This is a genomic window from Comamonas humi (genome assembly GCF_054782535.1).
Genome location: NZ_BAAGSH010000007.1, coordinates 185773 through 201287, shown reverse-complemented (window position 1 = coordinate 201287; position 15515 = coordinate 185773). Strand labels below are relative to the sequence as shown.

The window sequence follows — 15515 nt, the reverse complement described above, 5'->3', positions numbered from 1 at the left end:
ATGAACCACTTGATGACGTGGGTGATCGCCTACCTGTTCGCCACCATCGCTATCGGCCTGTGGGCCGCGCGGCGCGTGAAGAACACGGCCGACTTCGCCATTGCCGGCCGGCACCTGCCGATGTACATGATCATCACCACCACCTTCGCGACCTGGTTCGGCTCCGAGATCGTGCTCGGCGTGCCGGCCAAGTTCATCGGCGGCGGCCTGCACGCGGTGGTCGAGGACCCGTTTGGCGCCGGCATGTGCCTGATCCTGGTGGGCCTGTTCTTCGCGGCCAAGCTCTACCGCATGACGCTGCTCACCATCAGCGACTACTACCGCACGCGCTACGGCCGCAGCATCGAGATCATCTGCTCGCTCATCATCATGCTCAGCTACCTGGGCTGGGTGTCGGCCCAGGTCACGGCGCTGGGCCTGGTGTTCAACCTGCTGTCGGGCGGCGCGATCGGCATCTCGATGGGCATGTTCATCGGCGTGGTCTCCATCCTGGCCTACACGCTGTTCGGCGGCATGTGGTCGGTGGCGGTGACGGACTTCATCCAGATGATCATCCTCGTCGTCGGCCTGCTGGTGCTGGCCTTCTTTGCCAGCGACATGGCCGGCGGCGCCGCGCGTGTGATCGACCTGGCGGTGAGCCGCGACCTGTTCAAGTTCTGGCCCGAGCCGACCTGGCACCAGATGGTGTTCTTCTTCGGCGCGGCCATCACCATGATGCTCGGCTCCATCCCGCAGCAGGACGTGTTCCAGCGCGTGATGTCGGCCAATACCGAGAAATCCGCCGTGCGCGGCACGGTGATCGGCGGCAGCGCCTACATCCTGTTCGCCTTCGTGCCCATGTTCCTGGTCGCCAGCGCGCTGCTCATCATGCCCGAGCAGACGGCCTCGCTGCTCAAGGACGATCCGCAGAAGGTGCTGCCCACGCTGGTGATGGAGCGCATGCCGCTGCTGATGCAGGTGCTGTTCTTCGGCGCGCTACTGTCGGCCATCAAGTCCTGCGCGTCGGCCACGCTGCTGGCGCCCAGCGTCACCTTCACCGAGAACATCTGGCGCCAGTTCCGCCCGCACATCAGCGACCGCGAGAACCTGCTGACCATGCGCATCAGCGTGCTGGTGTTCGCCAGCTGCGTGCTGGCCTACTCGATCCGGATGCAGGGCACGCCGATCTACGAGCTGGTGTCGGGCGCCTACCAGGTGCCGCTGGTCGGCGCCTTCGTGCCGCTGGCCTTCGGCCTGTACTGGAAGCGCGCGACCACGCAGGGCGCGCTGGCCGCGGTGCTGCTGGGCATAGGCGTGTGGCTGTCCGGCCTCAACATGGCCTGGGGCGCGCAGTTCCCGGCGCAGCTGGCGGGCGTGCTCGCCGCGATGGCCGGCATGGTGGCCGGCTCGCTGCTGCCGCAGTGGGTGCGCAACCAGCACACGCCCGTCGAGCCGTTCGAGCCCGAGGAGCCCCGCGGCGGCGCAGGGGCCGCACCGGTGCAGTGACGCTACCGTCTATAATCAAGGGTTTTCCTCGATTTTGATGTAGCGACATGCCCATTTACGCATACAAGTGCGGTGCCTGCGGCTTTGCCAAGGACGTCCTGCAGAAGGTGTCGGATGCGCCGATCACGCAGTGTCCCTCGTGTGGTGAAGCGCATTTCTCCAAGCAACTGACGGCGCCCGGCTTTCAACTGAAAGGCACGGGCTGGTACGCCACGGACTTCAGCGGCAAGGCCAAGGCCCCCGCTGCTGCGCCCACAGCCGCACCGGCAGCCGGCGCTGCGGGCGCCGATGCCGCGGCCCCGGCGCCCGCGCCTGCACCCGCTGCGGCTCCCGCCGCCTCGGCCTGACGCGGCGCACGGAAAGGGCAGGGAATACCGATGGCTACGCTGCGCAAATGGCTGCTGACCGGCATGCTGGTGATCGTGCCCGGCGTGATCACCGTCTGGGTGCTGAGCTGGATCGTCGGCACGCTGGACCAGACGCTGAACATCCTGCCCGACCGCTGGCAGCCCGATGCGCTGCTGGGCCTGCACATCCCCGGCTTCGGCGTGCTGCTGACGCTGGGCATCCTGCTCGCCGTGGGCGGCATCGCCAGCAACTTCGTCGGCCGCAAGCTCGTCTCGTGGGGCGATGCGCTGGTCAGCCGGATTCCGGTGGTGCGCTCGATCTATTCGAGCGTCAAGCAGGTGTCGGACACGGTGTTCTCGGACAGCGGCAACGCCTTTCGCACGGCGGTGCTGGTGCAGTGGCCGCACCCCGGCATGCGGACCATCGCCTTCGTGACCGGCACACCCGCCGCCGAGGTGGCGCAGCATCTGGACGAGGAGTTCGTCAGCGTTTTCGTGCCCACCACGCCCAACCCCACGGGCGGCTACCTGGTGACGGTACCCAAGCGCGACTGCGTGGAATTGAGCATGAGCGTGGACGAAGCGCTCAAGTACATCGTATCGATGGGAGTCGTGGCCCCTGAGCCGCGCCCCGCAGGTTCCAAATAAATGAATCGGGCGCCCACGAGGCGCCGTACTAGAAGGCGTAGAAACAAAATGGCAATGCGTTCCCAATACTGCGGTCTGGTGACCGAGGCCCAGATGGGCGAAACCGTGACGCTGTGCGGCTGGGTGAACCGCCGCCGCGACCACGGCGGTGTGATCTTCATCGACCTGCGCGACCGCGAAGGCTATGTGCAGGTGGTGTGCGATCCCGACCGTGCTGAGATGTTCAAGACCGCCGAAGGCATCCGCAACGAGTTCTGCGTACAGATCAAGGGCCTGGTGCGCGCGCGCCCCGCGGGCACGACCAACGACAAGCTCAAGAGCGGCCAGATCGAAGTGCTGTGCCATGAGCTGACCGTGCTCAACGCCTCGGTCACGCCGCCGTTCCAGATGGACGACGAGAACCTGTCCGAGACCGTGCGCCTCACGCACCGCGTGATGGACCTGCGCCGCCCCGCCATGCAGCGCAACATGATGCTGCGTTACAAGACCGCGATCCAGGTGCGCAACTTCCTCGACAAGGAAGGCTTCATCGACATCGAGACGCCCATGCTGGGCAAGAGCACGCCCGAAGGCGCGCGCGACTACCTCGTGCCCAGCCGCGTGCACGACGGCCAGTTCTTCGCGCTGCCTCAGTCGCCCCAGCTGTACAAGCAGATGCTGATGGTGGCCGGCTACGACCGCTACTACCAGATCACCAAGTGCTTCCGCGACGAGGACCTGCGCGCCGACCGCCAGCCCGAGTTCACGCAGATCGACTGCGAAACCTCGTTCCTGAACGAGGAAGAGATCCGCGCCATCTTCCAGCGCATGATCTCCGAGGTGTTCCAGACCCAATTGGGCGTGGACCTGGGCGAGTTCCCCATCATGACCTACCAGGACGCGGCCTTCCGCTTCGGCTCGGACAAGCCCGACCTGCGCGTCAAGCTCGAGTTCACCGAGCTGACCGAAGTCATGGCCGACGTGGACTTCAAGGTCTTCTCGACCCCCGCGACGACCAAGGGCGGCCGCGTGGTGGCCCTGCGCGTGCCCGGCGGCGCCCAGATCTCGCGCGGCGAGATCGACGGCTACACCGAGTTCGTCAAGATCTACGGCGCCAAGGGCCTGGCCTGGATCAAGGTCAACGAAGTCGCCAAGGGCCGTGACGGCCTGCAGTCGCCCATCGTGAAGAACCTGCACGACGCGGCCATCGCCGAGATCCTCAAGCGCACCGGCGCCCAGGACGGCGACCTGCTGTTCTTCGGCGCCGACAAGGAAAAGATCGTCAACGACTCCATCGGCGCGCTGCGCCTGAAGGTGGGCCACAGCGAATTCGGCAAGGCCCATGGCCTGTTCGAGGACCGCTGGGCGCCGCTGTGGGTGGTGGACTTCCCGATGTTCGAGCACGACGAGGAAAACGACCGCTGGGCGGCCGTGCACCACCCCTTCACTTCGCCCAAGGACGGCCATGAAGACCTGATGGACACCGATCCCGGCAAGTGCATCGCCAAGGCCTACGACATGGTGCTGAACGGCTGGGAGCTGGGCGGCGGCTCGGTGCGTATCCACCGTGCAGACGTGCAGAGCAAGGTGTTCTCGGCGCTGAAGATCTCGGCCGAAGACGCTCGCGCCAAGTTCGGCTACCTGCTGGACGCGCTGCAGTACGGCGCACCCCCGCACGGCGGCCTGGCCTTCGGCCTGGACCGCCTGATCACGCTGATGACCGGCTCCGAGTCCATCCGCGACGTGATCGCCTTCCCCAAGACCCAGCGTGCGCAAGACCTGCTGACCCAGGCGCCTTCGCCGGTGGACGAAAAGCAGCTGCGCGAGCTGCACATCAAGCTGCGCAACGTGCAGCCCGCCGCGCAGTAAACTGCCAGGGCACCCGGCAAAAAACGCCAAGGTCTTTCGGGGCTTTGGCGTTTTTTTCATCGCGGGGCCATCTGAATATTCCAGAATGGGTGTTCCATGATGTTTGACCTCCACCAGAACAAGCTCCCCTGGGCAGGTGTGCTGGCCGCCGTGCTGGCGCTGGCCGGCTGCGGCGAGAAGAAGACCGAACTCGGCCAGGGCGGCTCGGAGATCTCCGGCTCGGCCGGGCCGGCCGGCGCGCAGAGCGCCCATGCCTCGCTCGAACACTGCGATGCCCCCATCGCCACCGTGGCGCTGCTGGAGAACCCGCACGGCTACGTGATGCCGTCGGTGGTCAACCTGCCGCCCACGCCGGTACCGCTGGTGCGCCTGCTGATGCAGCAAAGCGGCTGCTTTCGCGTGGTGGACCGCGCCGGCGGCCTGCAGGGCACGATCCGCGAGGGCGAGCTCAAGGACGCCGGCGTGCTGCGGCCGAACGGCACGGTGGCCAGGTCCAAGGGCTACGAGGCGCAGTACACCATGGTGCCCAATCTGACCTTCAGCGAGCAGGACGCGGGGCGCGGGCTGGCCGGCATCATCGCGATGGTCCCGGTGCTGCGCGACATCGTGGGCCTGGCCGGCGTGGCCGAGCAGGTCAAGCTCAAGGAGGCGCAGACCGCGCTGTTCCTCACCGACAACGAGACCACCGAGCAATTGGCCGCGGCCACCGGCTCGGCGCGCGCCACCGACCTGGGCGTGGGCGGCGTGCTGCTGGGGCGCCTGGGCGGCGGCGCGGGCGCCGGCTGGAGCAACACCAACGAGGGCAAGGTGATCGCCGCCGCCTTCCTCGACGCGCACAACCAGATGGTGCGGCAGGTGCGCCTGCTGCAGGCCAAGCCGCTGCCGCCGGCCGTGCCCGCCAACAAGCCTGCGGCGCGCAAGGGGTGAGTGCGGTGCAGCGTCCGTGGAAGATCCCCGAATCGGTGCTGGTCATCATCCACACGCCTGCACTGCAGGTGCTGCTGATCCGCCGCGCCGATGCCGACGAATACTGGCAGCCGGTCACCGGCAGCAAGGACGCGCTGGAGGAGGGCTGGGCGCAGACCGCGGTGCGCGAGGTGCATGAAGAGACCGGCATCGACGCGCTGGGCGCCGGCTGCGTGCTGCGCGACTGGAACCTCGAGAACGTCTACCCGATCTACCCGCAGTGGCTGCACCGCTATGCGCCGGGCGTGCGGCTCAACACCGAGCACGTGTTCAGCCTGCAGGTGCCCGAGGGCACGCCGGTGCGCCTGAGCCCGCGCGAGCACACGGCCCATGCCTGGCATGACTGGCGCGAGGCCGCGGACCGCTGCTATTCCATTGCGAACGCGGAAGCCATACTATGGTTGCCGCGATTCCTGGCGCCATGATGCAAGACGAACACCACCCCGACCACGCGCACGACCACCCGGTGCTGCGCGTGGCCACCTACAACATCCACAAGGGCGTGCAGGGGCTGGGGCCCACGCGGCGGCTGGAGATCCACAACCTGGGGCTGGCGGTGGAGCAGATGGATGCCGACATCGTCTGCCTGCAGGAAGTGCGCAAGATAAACCACCGCGAGGCGGCGTACTTCCGCAACTGGCCCGTGCAGCCGCAGGCCGATTTCCTGGCGCCGCTGGGCTACGAGGCGGTCTACCACACGAATGCCCGCACCCGCTGGGGCGAGCACGGCAATGCGCTGCTGTCGCGCTGGCCCATCCTGGCGACCGCGCACATGGACATCTCGGACCACCGCTTCGAGCAGCGCGGCCTGCTGCACGCCGAGCTGGATGTGGCCGGGCACCGCGTGCACACCATCGTGGTGCACCTGGGCCTGGTGCATGGCAGCCGGCTGCGCCAGGTGGCGCAGATCCACGGCTACATCAAGCGCCATGTGCCGCCCGACGCGCCGCTGGTGGTGGCGGGCGACTTCAACGACTGGGGCCTGCAGGTCAAGCGCATGCTGGCGGGCTTCGGCCTGTTCGAGCACAACGAGCGGCCCGTGATGACCTACCCGTCGCGCCTGCCGGTGGTGCAGCTCGACCACGTCTACGCCCGCGGCCTCACGCCCTGCGGCTGGATGGTGCCGCGCGGCCGCATCTGGAGCCGCATGTCGGACCACCTGCCGCTGATCGCCGAGTTTCGCCTGCGCGACTGAGTGCAGCTTGATTGCTATAAAATATATAGCTTATAGCGCTTGTCATGATTGCGCTACAGCCCAAAAACACCAATAACCGAGGGGCCGGCATTCGCTGGTACCATGCCGCTATGTTTACAGAGCTTACCGATCCGAACCAGGCTCCCGCTTCCAGTGAGGGCGTGCCTGTCTCCGTCAAGATCCGCGAGCGGATCGTGGCTGCGCAAAAGCGCTTCCATGCGAACGACAACATCGCCGAGTTCATCCATCCCGGCGAACTGGAGCAACTGGTGGACGAGGTGGCGCACCAGATGCAGGGCGTGCTCGACAGCATGGTCATCGACACCAAGGGCGACCACAACACGCACAGCACCGCGCGGCGCGTGGCCAAGATGTATGTGAACGAGGTGTTCAAGGGCCGCTACGTGCCGCAGCCGGCGGTGACGGCCTTCCCCAACGCCGAGCACCTGAACGAGCTGATGATCGTCGGCCCCATCACGGTGCGCAGCGCCTGCAGCCACCACCTGTGCCCGGTGATCGGCAAGGTCTGGATCGGCGTGCTGCCCAACAAGAACACCAACGTCATCGGCCTGTCCAAGTACGCCCGCCTGGTGGACTGGGTGCTGGGCCGCCCGCAGATCCAGGAAGAGGCCATCGTGCAGCTGGCCGACCTGATCATGACCAAGACCTCGCCCGACGGCCTGGCCGTGGTGCTCGAGGCCTCGCACTTCTGCATGTCCTGGCGCGGCGTGCGCGAGATGGACTCGAAGATGCTCAACTCGGTGATGCGCGGCGCCTTCCTGACCGACCCGAACCTGCGCCGCGAATTCCTGTCGCTCATCCCCAGCCGCCAGGCGGGCTGAGGCGCAGCAACCCAAATACCAGGCCCTGCGGGGCCGATTTTTTTGACGTGTCTTTCCAAGCATTTGCCCTGGTCCTGCTGGCGGGCGTGATCCATGCCGGCTGGAACATCGTGGCCAAGAAGGCGGGTGGCGACGCGCGCTTCTCGCTGTTCACCTCGCTGTGCATGGCCGTGGTCTGGGCGCCGCTGGGCTGGTGGCTGGGGCGCGATGCCGTGCCGCTGTGGGGCGCCACCGAATGGGCGCTGGTGGCGGCCAGCGCGGTGCTGCACGTGCTGTATTTCGTGGTGCTGCTGCGCGGCTACCGCGTGGCCGACCTCACCGTGGTCTACCCGCTGGCGCGTGGCACCGGGCCGCTGCTCTCGTCGCTGGTGGCGGTGCTGCTGCTGGGCGAGCACCTGTCGGCGCTGGGCGCCGCCGGCATCGCGGGCGTGGTGGTCGGAGTGTTCCTGATCGCGGGCGGCCCGCGCATGCTGCGCGCCGCGACGCACCCGGTGTCGCAGCAGGCCCGGCAGCGCGTGCTCGCGGGGCTGTACTACGGCGTGCTCACCGGGCTGTTCATCGCGGCCTACACCGTGGTCGACGGCTATGCCGTCAAGGTGGTGCTGCTGTCGCCCATCCTGCTCGACTACGTGGGCAACCTGCTGCGCTGCGTGGTGCTGGCGCCGGTGGGCCTGTTGGACCTGCCTGCCGCCCGGCGGCTGTGGCGCGAGCAATGGCGCTTTGCGCTGCTGGTGGCCATCTTCAGCCCCGTGGCCTATGTGCTGGTGCTGTATGCGGTGCAGACGGCACCCATCTCGCACGTGGCGCCGGCGCGCGAGGTGTCGATGCTGTTCGCGGCGCTGATCGGCGGCCGCCTGCTGGGCGAGGACGACCGGGGCCTGCGCATCGTCGGCGCGGTGCTGATCGCCGCCGGCGTGGTGGCGCTGGGGCTGGGGTGACGGACGCGCTGTCGGCGCAGGTCCTGGGCTGCGATTTCAGCAGCAGCCCGTCGCGCCGCAAACCGGTGGTGGTGGCGCTGGGGCAGTTGCAGGGCGGCGTGGTGCGGCTCGATGGCTTCGAGCGTTTCACCGACCTGGACGAGTGGGCCCGCTGGCTGGCGGCCGATGGTGCCTGGACCGGCGGCTTCGACCTGCCCTTCGGCCTGCCGCGCGAGCTGATGCAGGAGCTCGGCTGGCCGCAGGACTGGCAGGCCTGCATGCAGCACTACGCCGGCCTGTCGCGCGCCGAGATCCGCGACACCTTCGCCGCGTTCTGCCAGCGGCGCCCGGCGGGCGGCAAGTTCGCCCACCGCGCCACCGATGGGCCGGCGGGCTCCAGCCCGTCGATGAAGTGGGTGAACCCGCCCGTGGCCTTCATGCTGCATGCCGGGGTGCCGCGGCTGCTGCGAGCGGGCCTGCACCTGCCCGGCCTGAATGTGACGGACAGCCCCAAGGTGGCGCTGGAGGCTTACCCCGGCCTGTTGGCCCGCGCCATCGTCGGCCGCGCCAGCTACAAGAGCGACGATGCCACGCGCCAGACCGCGGAGCGGGCCGGGGCGCGCCAGCGCATCGTGCAAGCCGTGCTCGACGGCGCGCACCCGCTGCAACTGGCGCTGCAGGCCGGTGCAGAGCAGCAGGCGCTGCTGGTCGACGACGCCTCGGGCGACCACCTGGACGCCGTGCTGTGCATGCTGCAGGCCGCCTGGGCGCTGCGCCGGCGATTGGCGGGCGATGTGCTCTACGGCCTGCCCGCCGGCATGGACCCGCTGGAGGGCTGGATCGTCTCCGCGCCCTGGCCGCCGGGCGCGGGATAATCGCGCCATTCCTTTGCACACCGAGAGTCCCATGCCTGCCCTCCAGACCCTGTTTGCCTTCTTCGGCGTTGCCGTGCTGCTGGCCCTGTCGCCCGGGCCGGACAACCTGTTCGTGCTGATGCAGTCCATCCAGCGCGGCTGGCGCGTGGGCATCGCGGTGGTCGTGGGCCTGTGCCTGGGCATCGTGGTGCATACCGCGGCCGTGGCGCTGGGGCTGGCGGCGGTGTTCGCGGCCTCGGCCATGGCCTTCTCGGTACTCAAGTGGTGCGGCGCGGCCTACCTGGTCTACCTGGCCTGGGGCGCCTGGCGCGCGCCGGTTTCTAATGCCAAAAATGCCTCTGGCCCAGATGCAGCAAGCGCTGACAGCAATCAAATCGATAGCGCGCAGATGTTGCGCATGGTGGGCCGCGGCGTGGTGATGAACCTCACCAACCCCAAGGTGCTGATCTTCTTCCTGGCCTTTCTGCCGCAGTTCGCCGACCCGGCGCTGGGCCCGGTGGCGCCGCAGATCTTCGCCTTCGGTGCGGTGTTCATCGTCGCGGCCTTCCTGGTGTTCGGCGCCATCGCGGTGTTCTCGGGGGCTTTTGGCCAACTGCTGCTGCGCTCGCCCCGGGCCCAGCAGTGGCTGAACAAGGTCACGGCCGTGGTCTTCGTGGGGCTGGCGGTCAAGCTGGCGACGGCACAGCGCTGACCACGTTCTAGAACGTGGTCAGGTGCCCGGCGCTGTCGCGCTCGCTGATCTTGCTGCGCGCCAGCTCGTCGCGCAGCCAGCGCGCCGCCTGGCCCAGCGGCGCCGACTTGTTCCACAGCAGATCCACGCCCACCAGCCAGTCGGTGTGCGGATAGGCTTCCAGCCGCAGTTCCACCAGCTCGCCGCGCTCGATCTCGCCCAGCACCAGGCGGCGCGGCAGCGTGGCCCAGCCGAGGCCTGCGCGCGTCATCTCCAGCAAGGCCAGGTAGCTCTCGGCGCGCCAGCAGCGCGGGCTGCGCAGGTATTCGGTGCTGGGCAGGCCCTCGCTGTGCGCGCTGAAGGCCAGGCGCCGGTGGCGGTGCAGCTCGGCAAAGCTCACCGAGTCCATGCGCGCCAGCGGGTGGCCGCTGGCTGCCACGTGCGACATCACCAGCTTGCCCAGCTGCACAAAGCCCAGCTCGCGCGGGTAGTTGGGCTGCGAGAAGGCCACGCCCAGCTGGGCCTGGCCCTGGCGCACCAGCGCGCTCACATCGCCGTCCAGCGGGTGGCGGATCTCCACATCGACAAACGGAAAGGCTTGGGCAAACGCGGCCAGCGGCTGCGTGATCGCGTCGTAGGGGATTTCGATGGCCAGCGTCAGCGCGGGCTCCACGCCCTGGTTCAGGCTGTGGGCGTGGTGCTCCAGGTCCAGGCAGCGGTCCAGCACCTCCGACACCTCGCGCAGCAGGCGCCGGCCGGCGTCCGTCAGCGTGGGTATCTTGGTGCCGCGGTCGAACAGCTCCATGCCCAGGTCCGTCTCGAGGTTGGCGATGGCGGTGCTCACCGTCGATTGCGGCCGGCGCAACTGGCGCGCCGCCGCCGAGAACGAGCCCGCGGACACCACGGTCGAGAAGATTTCCAGCTGGTCCAGTGAATAGCGCATGGCTGATTTTCCATCGGATTTTGCGATGGATACAAACTTGTTCTTGATGAATTTCCGATCAATCATGCCCGCACCTTCCCCGTTCAGAGGGATTGCCAGCAAGGAGACGAGATCCATGAAGCCATCGCCCACCGTCCATCCGGTCGACCAGATCCTGCCGCTGCAGCAGATGGCCAGCTACGGCCTGCAGCATGTGCTGGTGCTCTATGCGGGCGCCGTCGCCGTGCCGCTGATCCTCGGCGGCGCCCTGGGGCTGACGCCCGAGCAGGTGGTGGTGCTCATCAATGCCAACCTGCTGACCTCGGGCGTGGCCACGCTGATCCAGACCCTGGGTTTCTGGAAGTTCGGCGCGCGCCTGCCGCTGGTGCAGGCCTGCTCCTTCATCGCGCTGGCGCCCATGATCATGATCGGCAAGGAATACGGCCTGGCCCATGTGTTCGGCGCCGTGATCGCGGGCGGCGCCATCACCGTGCTGCTGGCCCCGGTGACCAGCCGGCTGCTGCGCTTCTTTCCGCCTGTGGTCATCGGCAGCCTGATCACCATCATCGGCATCTCGCTGATGCCGGCCGCCGCCATCTGGCTGGGCGGCGGCAACCCCGATGCCGCGAACTTCGGCAGCGCACCGAACCTGCTGCTGGGCCTGGCCACCATCGCCATCACGCTGTTCATCTATGCACGGTTTCGCGGCTTTCTGGGGAACCTGGCCGTGCTGCTGGGCCTGGTGGCGGGCACGGCCATCGCCGCGGCCTGCGGGCTCACCGACTTCGCCCAGGTGGGCAAGGCGGCCTGGTTCGAGCTGAGCCCGCCGTTCGCCTTCGGCATGCCGCAATTCGGGCTGGCGCCCACGTTGATCATGGCATTGGCGATGATGGTCATCATGGCCGAGACCACGGGCAACTGCCTGGCCATCGGTCAGATCGTGGGCCGCCCCACCAGCCAGCAGACCCTGGGCAATGCCTTCCGCGCCGACGGCCTCGCCACCATGATCGGCGGCGTGTTCAACAGCTTTCCGTACAACGCCTTCACGCAGAACACGGGGCTGATCGCGCTGTCCGGCGTCAAGAGCCGCTATGTGGTGGCCAGTGCCGGCGCCATCATGGTCCTGATGGGGCTGTTTCCCAAGCTCGGCGCGCTGATCGCCTCGGTGCCGCGCCCGGTGCTGGGCGGCTGCGCCATCGTGATGTTCGGCATGACCACGGTGGCCGGCATCCAGGAGCTGTCGCGGGTGCGCTTCGAAGGCACGCGCAATGCGCTGGTGGTGGCCGTCTCGGTCAGCGTGGGCGTGCTGCCCATGTCCTTCCCGGCGCTGTTCGCCCACGCCAGCGGGCCGCTGAAGCTGGTGCTGGAAAGCGGCATCTTCCTGGGCGCCATCACCGCCGTGCTGCTCAACCTGATTCTCAACCGCGGCGCGCAGGCGCAAGAGCCGGAGACGGCAAGCACTGCACACTGAGCCGCCCGCATTTCCCCATCCATCCCTACCGGAGCCAATAGATGCAAACCAACGAAACCGTTCTGTCCCATCCCCGCGACCTGGAGCTGCTGCGCGAGACCATTGCGCTGTCCGAAGAATCCAAGCAGCGCGGGCGCCACCCGTTCGCGGCCCTGGTGGCCAATGAGCACGGCGAGATCGTGGCCCAGGCCGGCAACAACTCGATGCCACCCGAGGGTGACCCCACCCAGCACGCCGAGCTGGCGGCCGCCGCGCTGGCCGCGCGCAGGCTCTCGCCCGAGGAACTGGCCCGATGCACGCTCTACACCAGCGCCGAGCCCTGCTGCATGTGCGCGGGCGCGGTGTACTGGACGGGCATCGGCCGCGTGGTCTATGCGCTGTCGGAGCACGCGCTGCTGGGTCTGACCGGCGACCACCCCGAGAACCCGACCTTCTCGCTGCCCTGCCGCGAGGTCTTTGCCCGCGGCCAGCGGCGCGTGGAGGTGGTGGGCCCGCTGCTGGAGGACGAGGCCGCGGCGCCGCACCGCGGCTTCTGGGTCAAGGACTGAGCCGGCGGCCAGCGCCTGCCGGTTCCGGAGCCTACTGCCGCGCCGTGCGCACGTTGGCCGGCAGGCGCTGCGGGTGGCTGGTGCGGATGGGGTTGATGTCCAGCCCGCCGCGCCGCGTGTAGCGGGCGTAGACCGTGAGCTTGATGGGCGTGCAGCGCGTCCAGATGTCCATGAACATGCGCTCCACGCACTGCTCGTGGAACTCGTTGTGGTTGCGGAAGCTCACGATGTACTGCAGCAGCCCGGCCTGGTTGATCTCGGGGCCGCTGTAGCTGATCTGCACGCTGCCCCAGTCGGGCTGGCCGGTGACCAGGCAGTTGCTCTTGAGCAGGCCGCTGGTCAGGGTCTCGGTGACGGGCGGTTCGTCGAACAGCGCGGTGAGCAGCTGCGGCGCGGGCTGGTAGTGCTCGCACTCCACGTCCAGGCGATCCAGGCTCAGGCCGTCCAACTCGTGCAGCGGCTGGCGGTCGAAGGCCTCGGGGTCGATCAACTGCACGCCCACGCCGGCGGCATGCGGCGCGCCGCGCCACACGGCCTCGGCGATGTCGGCCTGCAGCTTGGCGCGCACCTCGGCGGCCGAGGCGAAGCGCGTGTTGTTGAAGCTGTTCAGGTAGAGCTTGAACGACTTGCTCTCGATGATGTTCGGCGTCTCGCACGGGATGGTGAAGCTTGCCAGCGCCACCTGCGGCTTGCCGCGCAGGTTCAGCCACGACAGCTCGTAGGCCGTCCACAGGTCGGCGCCGAAGAAGGGCAGCTGGCCATCGTCGGCCAGGCCCAGCTCGGCGCGCTTGGTGGCACGCGGCAGCGGAAACAGCAGCGTGGCGTCGTACTGGTCGATGTAGGCCGAGGCCTGGCCGAGCGGCGACTGCTCGGGGGTAGGGGTGGTAGACATATTGAAAATGATAGCTGCCAGCGCTTGTTGCATAAGCGCTGGAGGCAGTTTTTACTTGAATTCGCCCTCGCGCAGCCACTTGGTGGCCACCCACTTCTCGCCGCGGATGACGGGCGTGCCGCCATGCAGCGACTTGCTCGCGGGATCGGGCGTGGCGTAGCTGAAGAACACGGCGTTGCCGCGGCGCGGCGCGACCTCGAGCTGCACGTCGGGAAACACGGTGCCGCCGCCGGCCTCGGGGTTGTTGAGGTACATGACCAGGGTGCCCACGCGCTGGCCGCCGCGCTTGAGGATGGTGGGCGTGCCGGGCTGGCTGGGATCGAAATAGTCGTAGTGCGGCTTGTACTCGGCGCCGGGCCGGTAGTGCAGCACCTGCAGGCCCTCGCCGTACTCGAGCGGCCAGTTCAGCAGCCGGGCGATACGCGCCTCGATACGGGCGACGATCGGCGTCTCGCCGCGCGTGAAGAACATGCCGTCGCTGGTGCGGTCGGCATTGATTTCCTCGCCACCGGTCTTGTTCTCGACGGTGAGCGAGCGCTTCATGCGGGGATCGGCATCGTTGATCAGCGCCTCGCATTCCTCGTCGGACAGCAGGTTGCCGAAGACCACGATGCGCGGGTGCTTCACGGCGAACAGCACGGTGACCTCGCGGTCGCCGGCATCGAGGGTGCCGGGCGAATCATGCAGAGCGGGCTCGGGCAGCGGCACGCCCTGTGCGGGCTGCGCCGCCGCGGCGGCCGCCTGCGTGCGGCTGTCGTGCAGCGCGGACAGGTGCTCGGACAGCACCTGCTCCATGGCGTCCTCGGCCACGTCGGGGTTCCAGCCGGCGTCGCACATGGCCTTGAATACGGCGTCGGCACCCACTCCCGCGCTGGCCTGCTCGATGATCCAGGTGCGCAGTTCGGGCGTGATGGGCTGGATGGCGGCGGACATGCGGGACTCTCCTTGGGTTCGGGCAGGTGGCGTTCGGTCGATGTTAAGCCACCCGGCGGCGGAACACCAAATGGTCGGCAGTGGACACGTCGGCAGCGAAGGCATAGCCGTCCGCGTCGAACTTCTTCAGCGCGGCCAGCGTGCCGGCGCGGTGCTGCACGGCGTGGCGCGCCATCAGGCCGCGCGCCTTCTTGGCGAAGAAGCTGATGATCTTGTACTGGCCGTTCTTCCAGTCCTCGAACGTGCAGTCGACCACGCGGGCGCGCAGCACGCGGCGGTCCACCGAGCGGAAGTATTCCTGCGACGCGAGGTTGACCACGATGGGGCGCTCCTCGCCGGCCTGCTGCTGGTTCAGGTAGTCGGCGATGCGGCTGCCCCAGAAGTCGTACAGGCTCTGGCCGCGCCCGGTGGCCAGGCGCGTGCCCATCTCCAGGCGGTAGGGCTGCATGAGGTCGAGCGGGCGCAGCACGCCGTACAGGCCGCTGAGGATGGCGACATGCTGCTGGGCCCATTCGAGCTGTTTGGGGGTGAGGCTTCGGGCCTCCAGGCCATCGTAGACGTCGCCATTGAAGGCCAGCACGGCCTGGCGTGCATTGCCGGCGTGAAAGCGCGGCTCCCAGGCGGCGTAGCGTGCGGTGTTGAGCGCGGCCAGCTTGTCGCTGAGGTCCATCAGGCCGGCGATCTGCGCGGGCGTCTTGGCGCGCAGCACCTCGATCAGCTCGGCCGACTGCGGCACGAACTGGGGTTCGGTGGCGGGGAGTTTCTTGGCCAGCGCCGGCGGCAGCGGGCTTTCGTAGTCCAGCGACTTGGCGGGGGACAGCAGGAACAGCATGGGCGGAACACTCCGGAATCCGTGCTGCTCTTGTTGTTTAAGCCTAGTGGCCTCTAGCCCTTATGTATCAAGCGCTGGCAGCTCTTGTTTTTGATGAAATCCGGGGGCCGAGGCCCCCGGAGGC

17 protein-coding genes are annotated in these 15515 nt (G+C 68.0%); 13 read left to right on the top strand and 4 right to left on the bottom strand.

Annotation, left to right across the window (positions count from 1 at the left end):
- The 11 genes from ACYVKR_RS08120 to ACYVKR_RS08070 all read left to right on the top strand — a co-directional run bounded on the left by ACYVKR_RS08120 (position 1) and on the right by ACYVKR_RS08070 (position 9814).
- Entirely contained in the window at positions 1-1485 is a 1485-nt protein-coding gene (locus tag ACYVKR_RS08120) for a high affinity choline transporter 1 (RefSeq protein ID WP_460480301.1), read from the top strand.
- A gap of 47 nt (positions 1486-1532) precedes the next feature.
- Positions 1533-1832: an FmdB family zinc ribbon protein gene (locus tag ACYVKR_RS08115; RefSeq protein WP_460480300.1), complete on the top strand. Its 300-nt coding sequence runs from the start codon at positions 1533-1535 to the stop codon at positions 1830-1832.
- A 30-nt stretch (positions 1833-1862) separates the two neighbouring features.
- Positions 1863-2480, top strand: a complete 618-nt coding sequence (locus tag ACYVKR_RS08110; RefSeq protein WP_460480299.1) for a DUF502 domain-containing protein — start codon at positions 1863-1865, stop codon at positions 2478-2480.
- Between the two features lie 48 nt (positions 2481-2528).
- Positions 2529-4328 (top strand): aspartate--tRNA ligase, encoded by a 1800-nt coding sequence (gene aspS / locus ACYVKR_RS08105; RefSeq protein WP_460480298.1) that lies wholly within the window; start codon positions 2529-2531, stop codon positions 4326-4328.
- Positions 4329-4427: 99 nt separating this feature from the next.
- Positions 4428-5255, top strand: coding sequence for a CsgG/HfaB family protein (locus tag ACYVKR_RS08100; RefSeq protein ID WP_460480674.1), 828 nt, complete (start codon positions 4428-4430; stop codon positions 5253-5255).
- Between the two features lie 5 nt (positions 5256-5260).
- Positions 5261-5719 carry a dihydroneopterin triphosphate diphosphatase gene (gene nudB, locus ACYVKR_RS08095; RefSeq protein ID WP_460480297.1) on the top strand — a complete coding sequence of 153 codons (459 nt, stop codon included), beginning with the start codon at positions 5261-5263 and terminating at the stop codon, positions 5717-5719.
- On the top strand, positions 5719-6489 hold the full coding sequence (locus ACYVKR_RS08090) for an endonuclease/exonuclease/phosphatase family protein (RefSeq protein WP_460480296.1): 771 nt from the start codon (positions 5719-5721) through the stop codon (positions 6487-6489). Before nudB ends, ACYVKR_RS08090 begins: the two co-directional genes overlap by 1 nt.
- Positions 6490-6599: 110 nt before the next feature.
- A complete protein-coding gene (gene folE, locus ACYVKR_RS08085; protein ID WP_460480295.1) occupies positions 6600-7331 on the top strand; it encodes a GTP cyclohydrolase I in 732 nt (243 codons plus the stop codon).
- Positions 7332-7378: 47 nt separating this feature from the next.
- Positions 7379-8269, top strand: a complete 891-nt coding sequence (locus tag ACYVKR_RS08080; RefSeq protein ID WP_460480294.1) for an EamA family transporter — start codon at positions 7379-7381, stop codon at positions 8267-8269.
- On the top strand, positions 8266-9123 hold the full coding sequence (locus tag ACYVKR_RS08075) for a DUF429 domain-containing protein (RefSeq protein ID WP_460480293.1): 858 nt from the start codon (positions 8266-8268) through the stop codon (positions 9121-9123). Before ACYVKR_RS08080 ends, ACYVKR_RS08075 begins: the two co-directional genes overlap by 4 nt.
- 31 nt (positions 9124-9154) lie before the next feature.
- Complete coding sequence (locus tag ACYVKR_RS08070; RefSeq protein ID WP_460480292.1) at positions 9155-9814, top strand: LysE family translocator; 660 nt, start codon at positions 9155-9157, stop codon at positions 9812-9814.
- A gap of 7 nt (positions 9815-9821) precedes the next feature.
- On the opposite strand, the gene ACYVKR_RS08065 is transcribed toward ACYVKR_RS08070, so the two are convergent.
- Entirely contained in the window at positions 9822-10736 is a 915-nt protein-coding gene (locus tag ACYVKR_RS08065; RefSeq protein ID WP_460480291.1) for a LysR family transcriptional regulator, read from the bottom strand.
- A gap of 115 nt (positions 10737-10851) precedes the next feature.
- On the opposite strand from ACYVKR_RS08065, the gene ACYVKR_RS08060 reads away from it, so the two are divergent.
- Together ACYVKR_RS08060 and ACYVKR_RS08055 are read left to right on the top strand one after the other, a co-directional pair.
- Positions 10852-12186 carry a nucleobase:cation symporter-2 family protein gene (locus ACYVKR_RS08060; protein ID WP_460480290.1) on the top strand — a complete coding sequence of 445 codons (1335 nt, stop codon included), beginning with the start codon at positions 10852-10854 and terminating at the stop codon, positions 12184-12186.
- Between the two features lie 41 nt (positions 12187-12227).
- Positions 12228-12734: a nucleoside deaminase gene (locus ACYVKR_RS08055; protein ID WP_460480289.1), complete on the top strand. Its 507-nt coding sequence runs from the start codon at positions 12228-12230 to the stop codon at positions 12732-12734.
- A gap of 31 nt (positions 12735-12765) precedes the next feature.
- On the opposite strand, the gene queF is transcribed toward ACYVKR_RS08055, so the two are convergent.
- From queF to yaaA, 3 genes are read right to left on the bottom strand one after another with little or no spacing between them, the layout of a single operon-like run.
- Positions 12766-13626 (bottom strand): NADPH-dependent 7-cyano-7-deazaguanine reductase, encoded by an 861-nt coding sequence (queF, locus tag ACYVKR_RS08050; protein ID WP_460480288.1) that lies wholly within the window; start codon positions 13624-13626, stop codon positions 12766-12768.
- 51 nt (positions 13627-13677) lie between these two features.
- Positions 13678-14559 carry a prolyl 4-hydroxylase family protein gene (locus ACYVKR_RS08045; RefSeq protein WP_460480287.1) on the bottom strand — a complete coding sequence of 294 codons (882 nt, stop codon included), beginning with the start codon at positions 14557-14559 and terminating at the stop codon, positions 13678-13680.
- 43 nt (positions 14560-14602) lie between these two features.
- Positions 14603-15391 carry a YaaA family protein gene (gene yaaA, locus ACYVKR_RS08040; RefSeq protein WP_460480286.1) on the bottom strand — a complete coding sequence of 263 codons (789 nt, stop codon included), beginning with the start codon at positions 15389-15391 and terminating at the stop codon, positions 14603-14605.
- Positions 15392-15515: the final 124 nt, after the last annotated feature.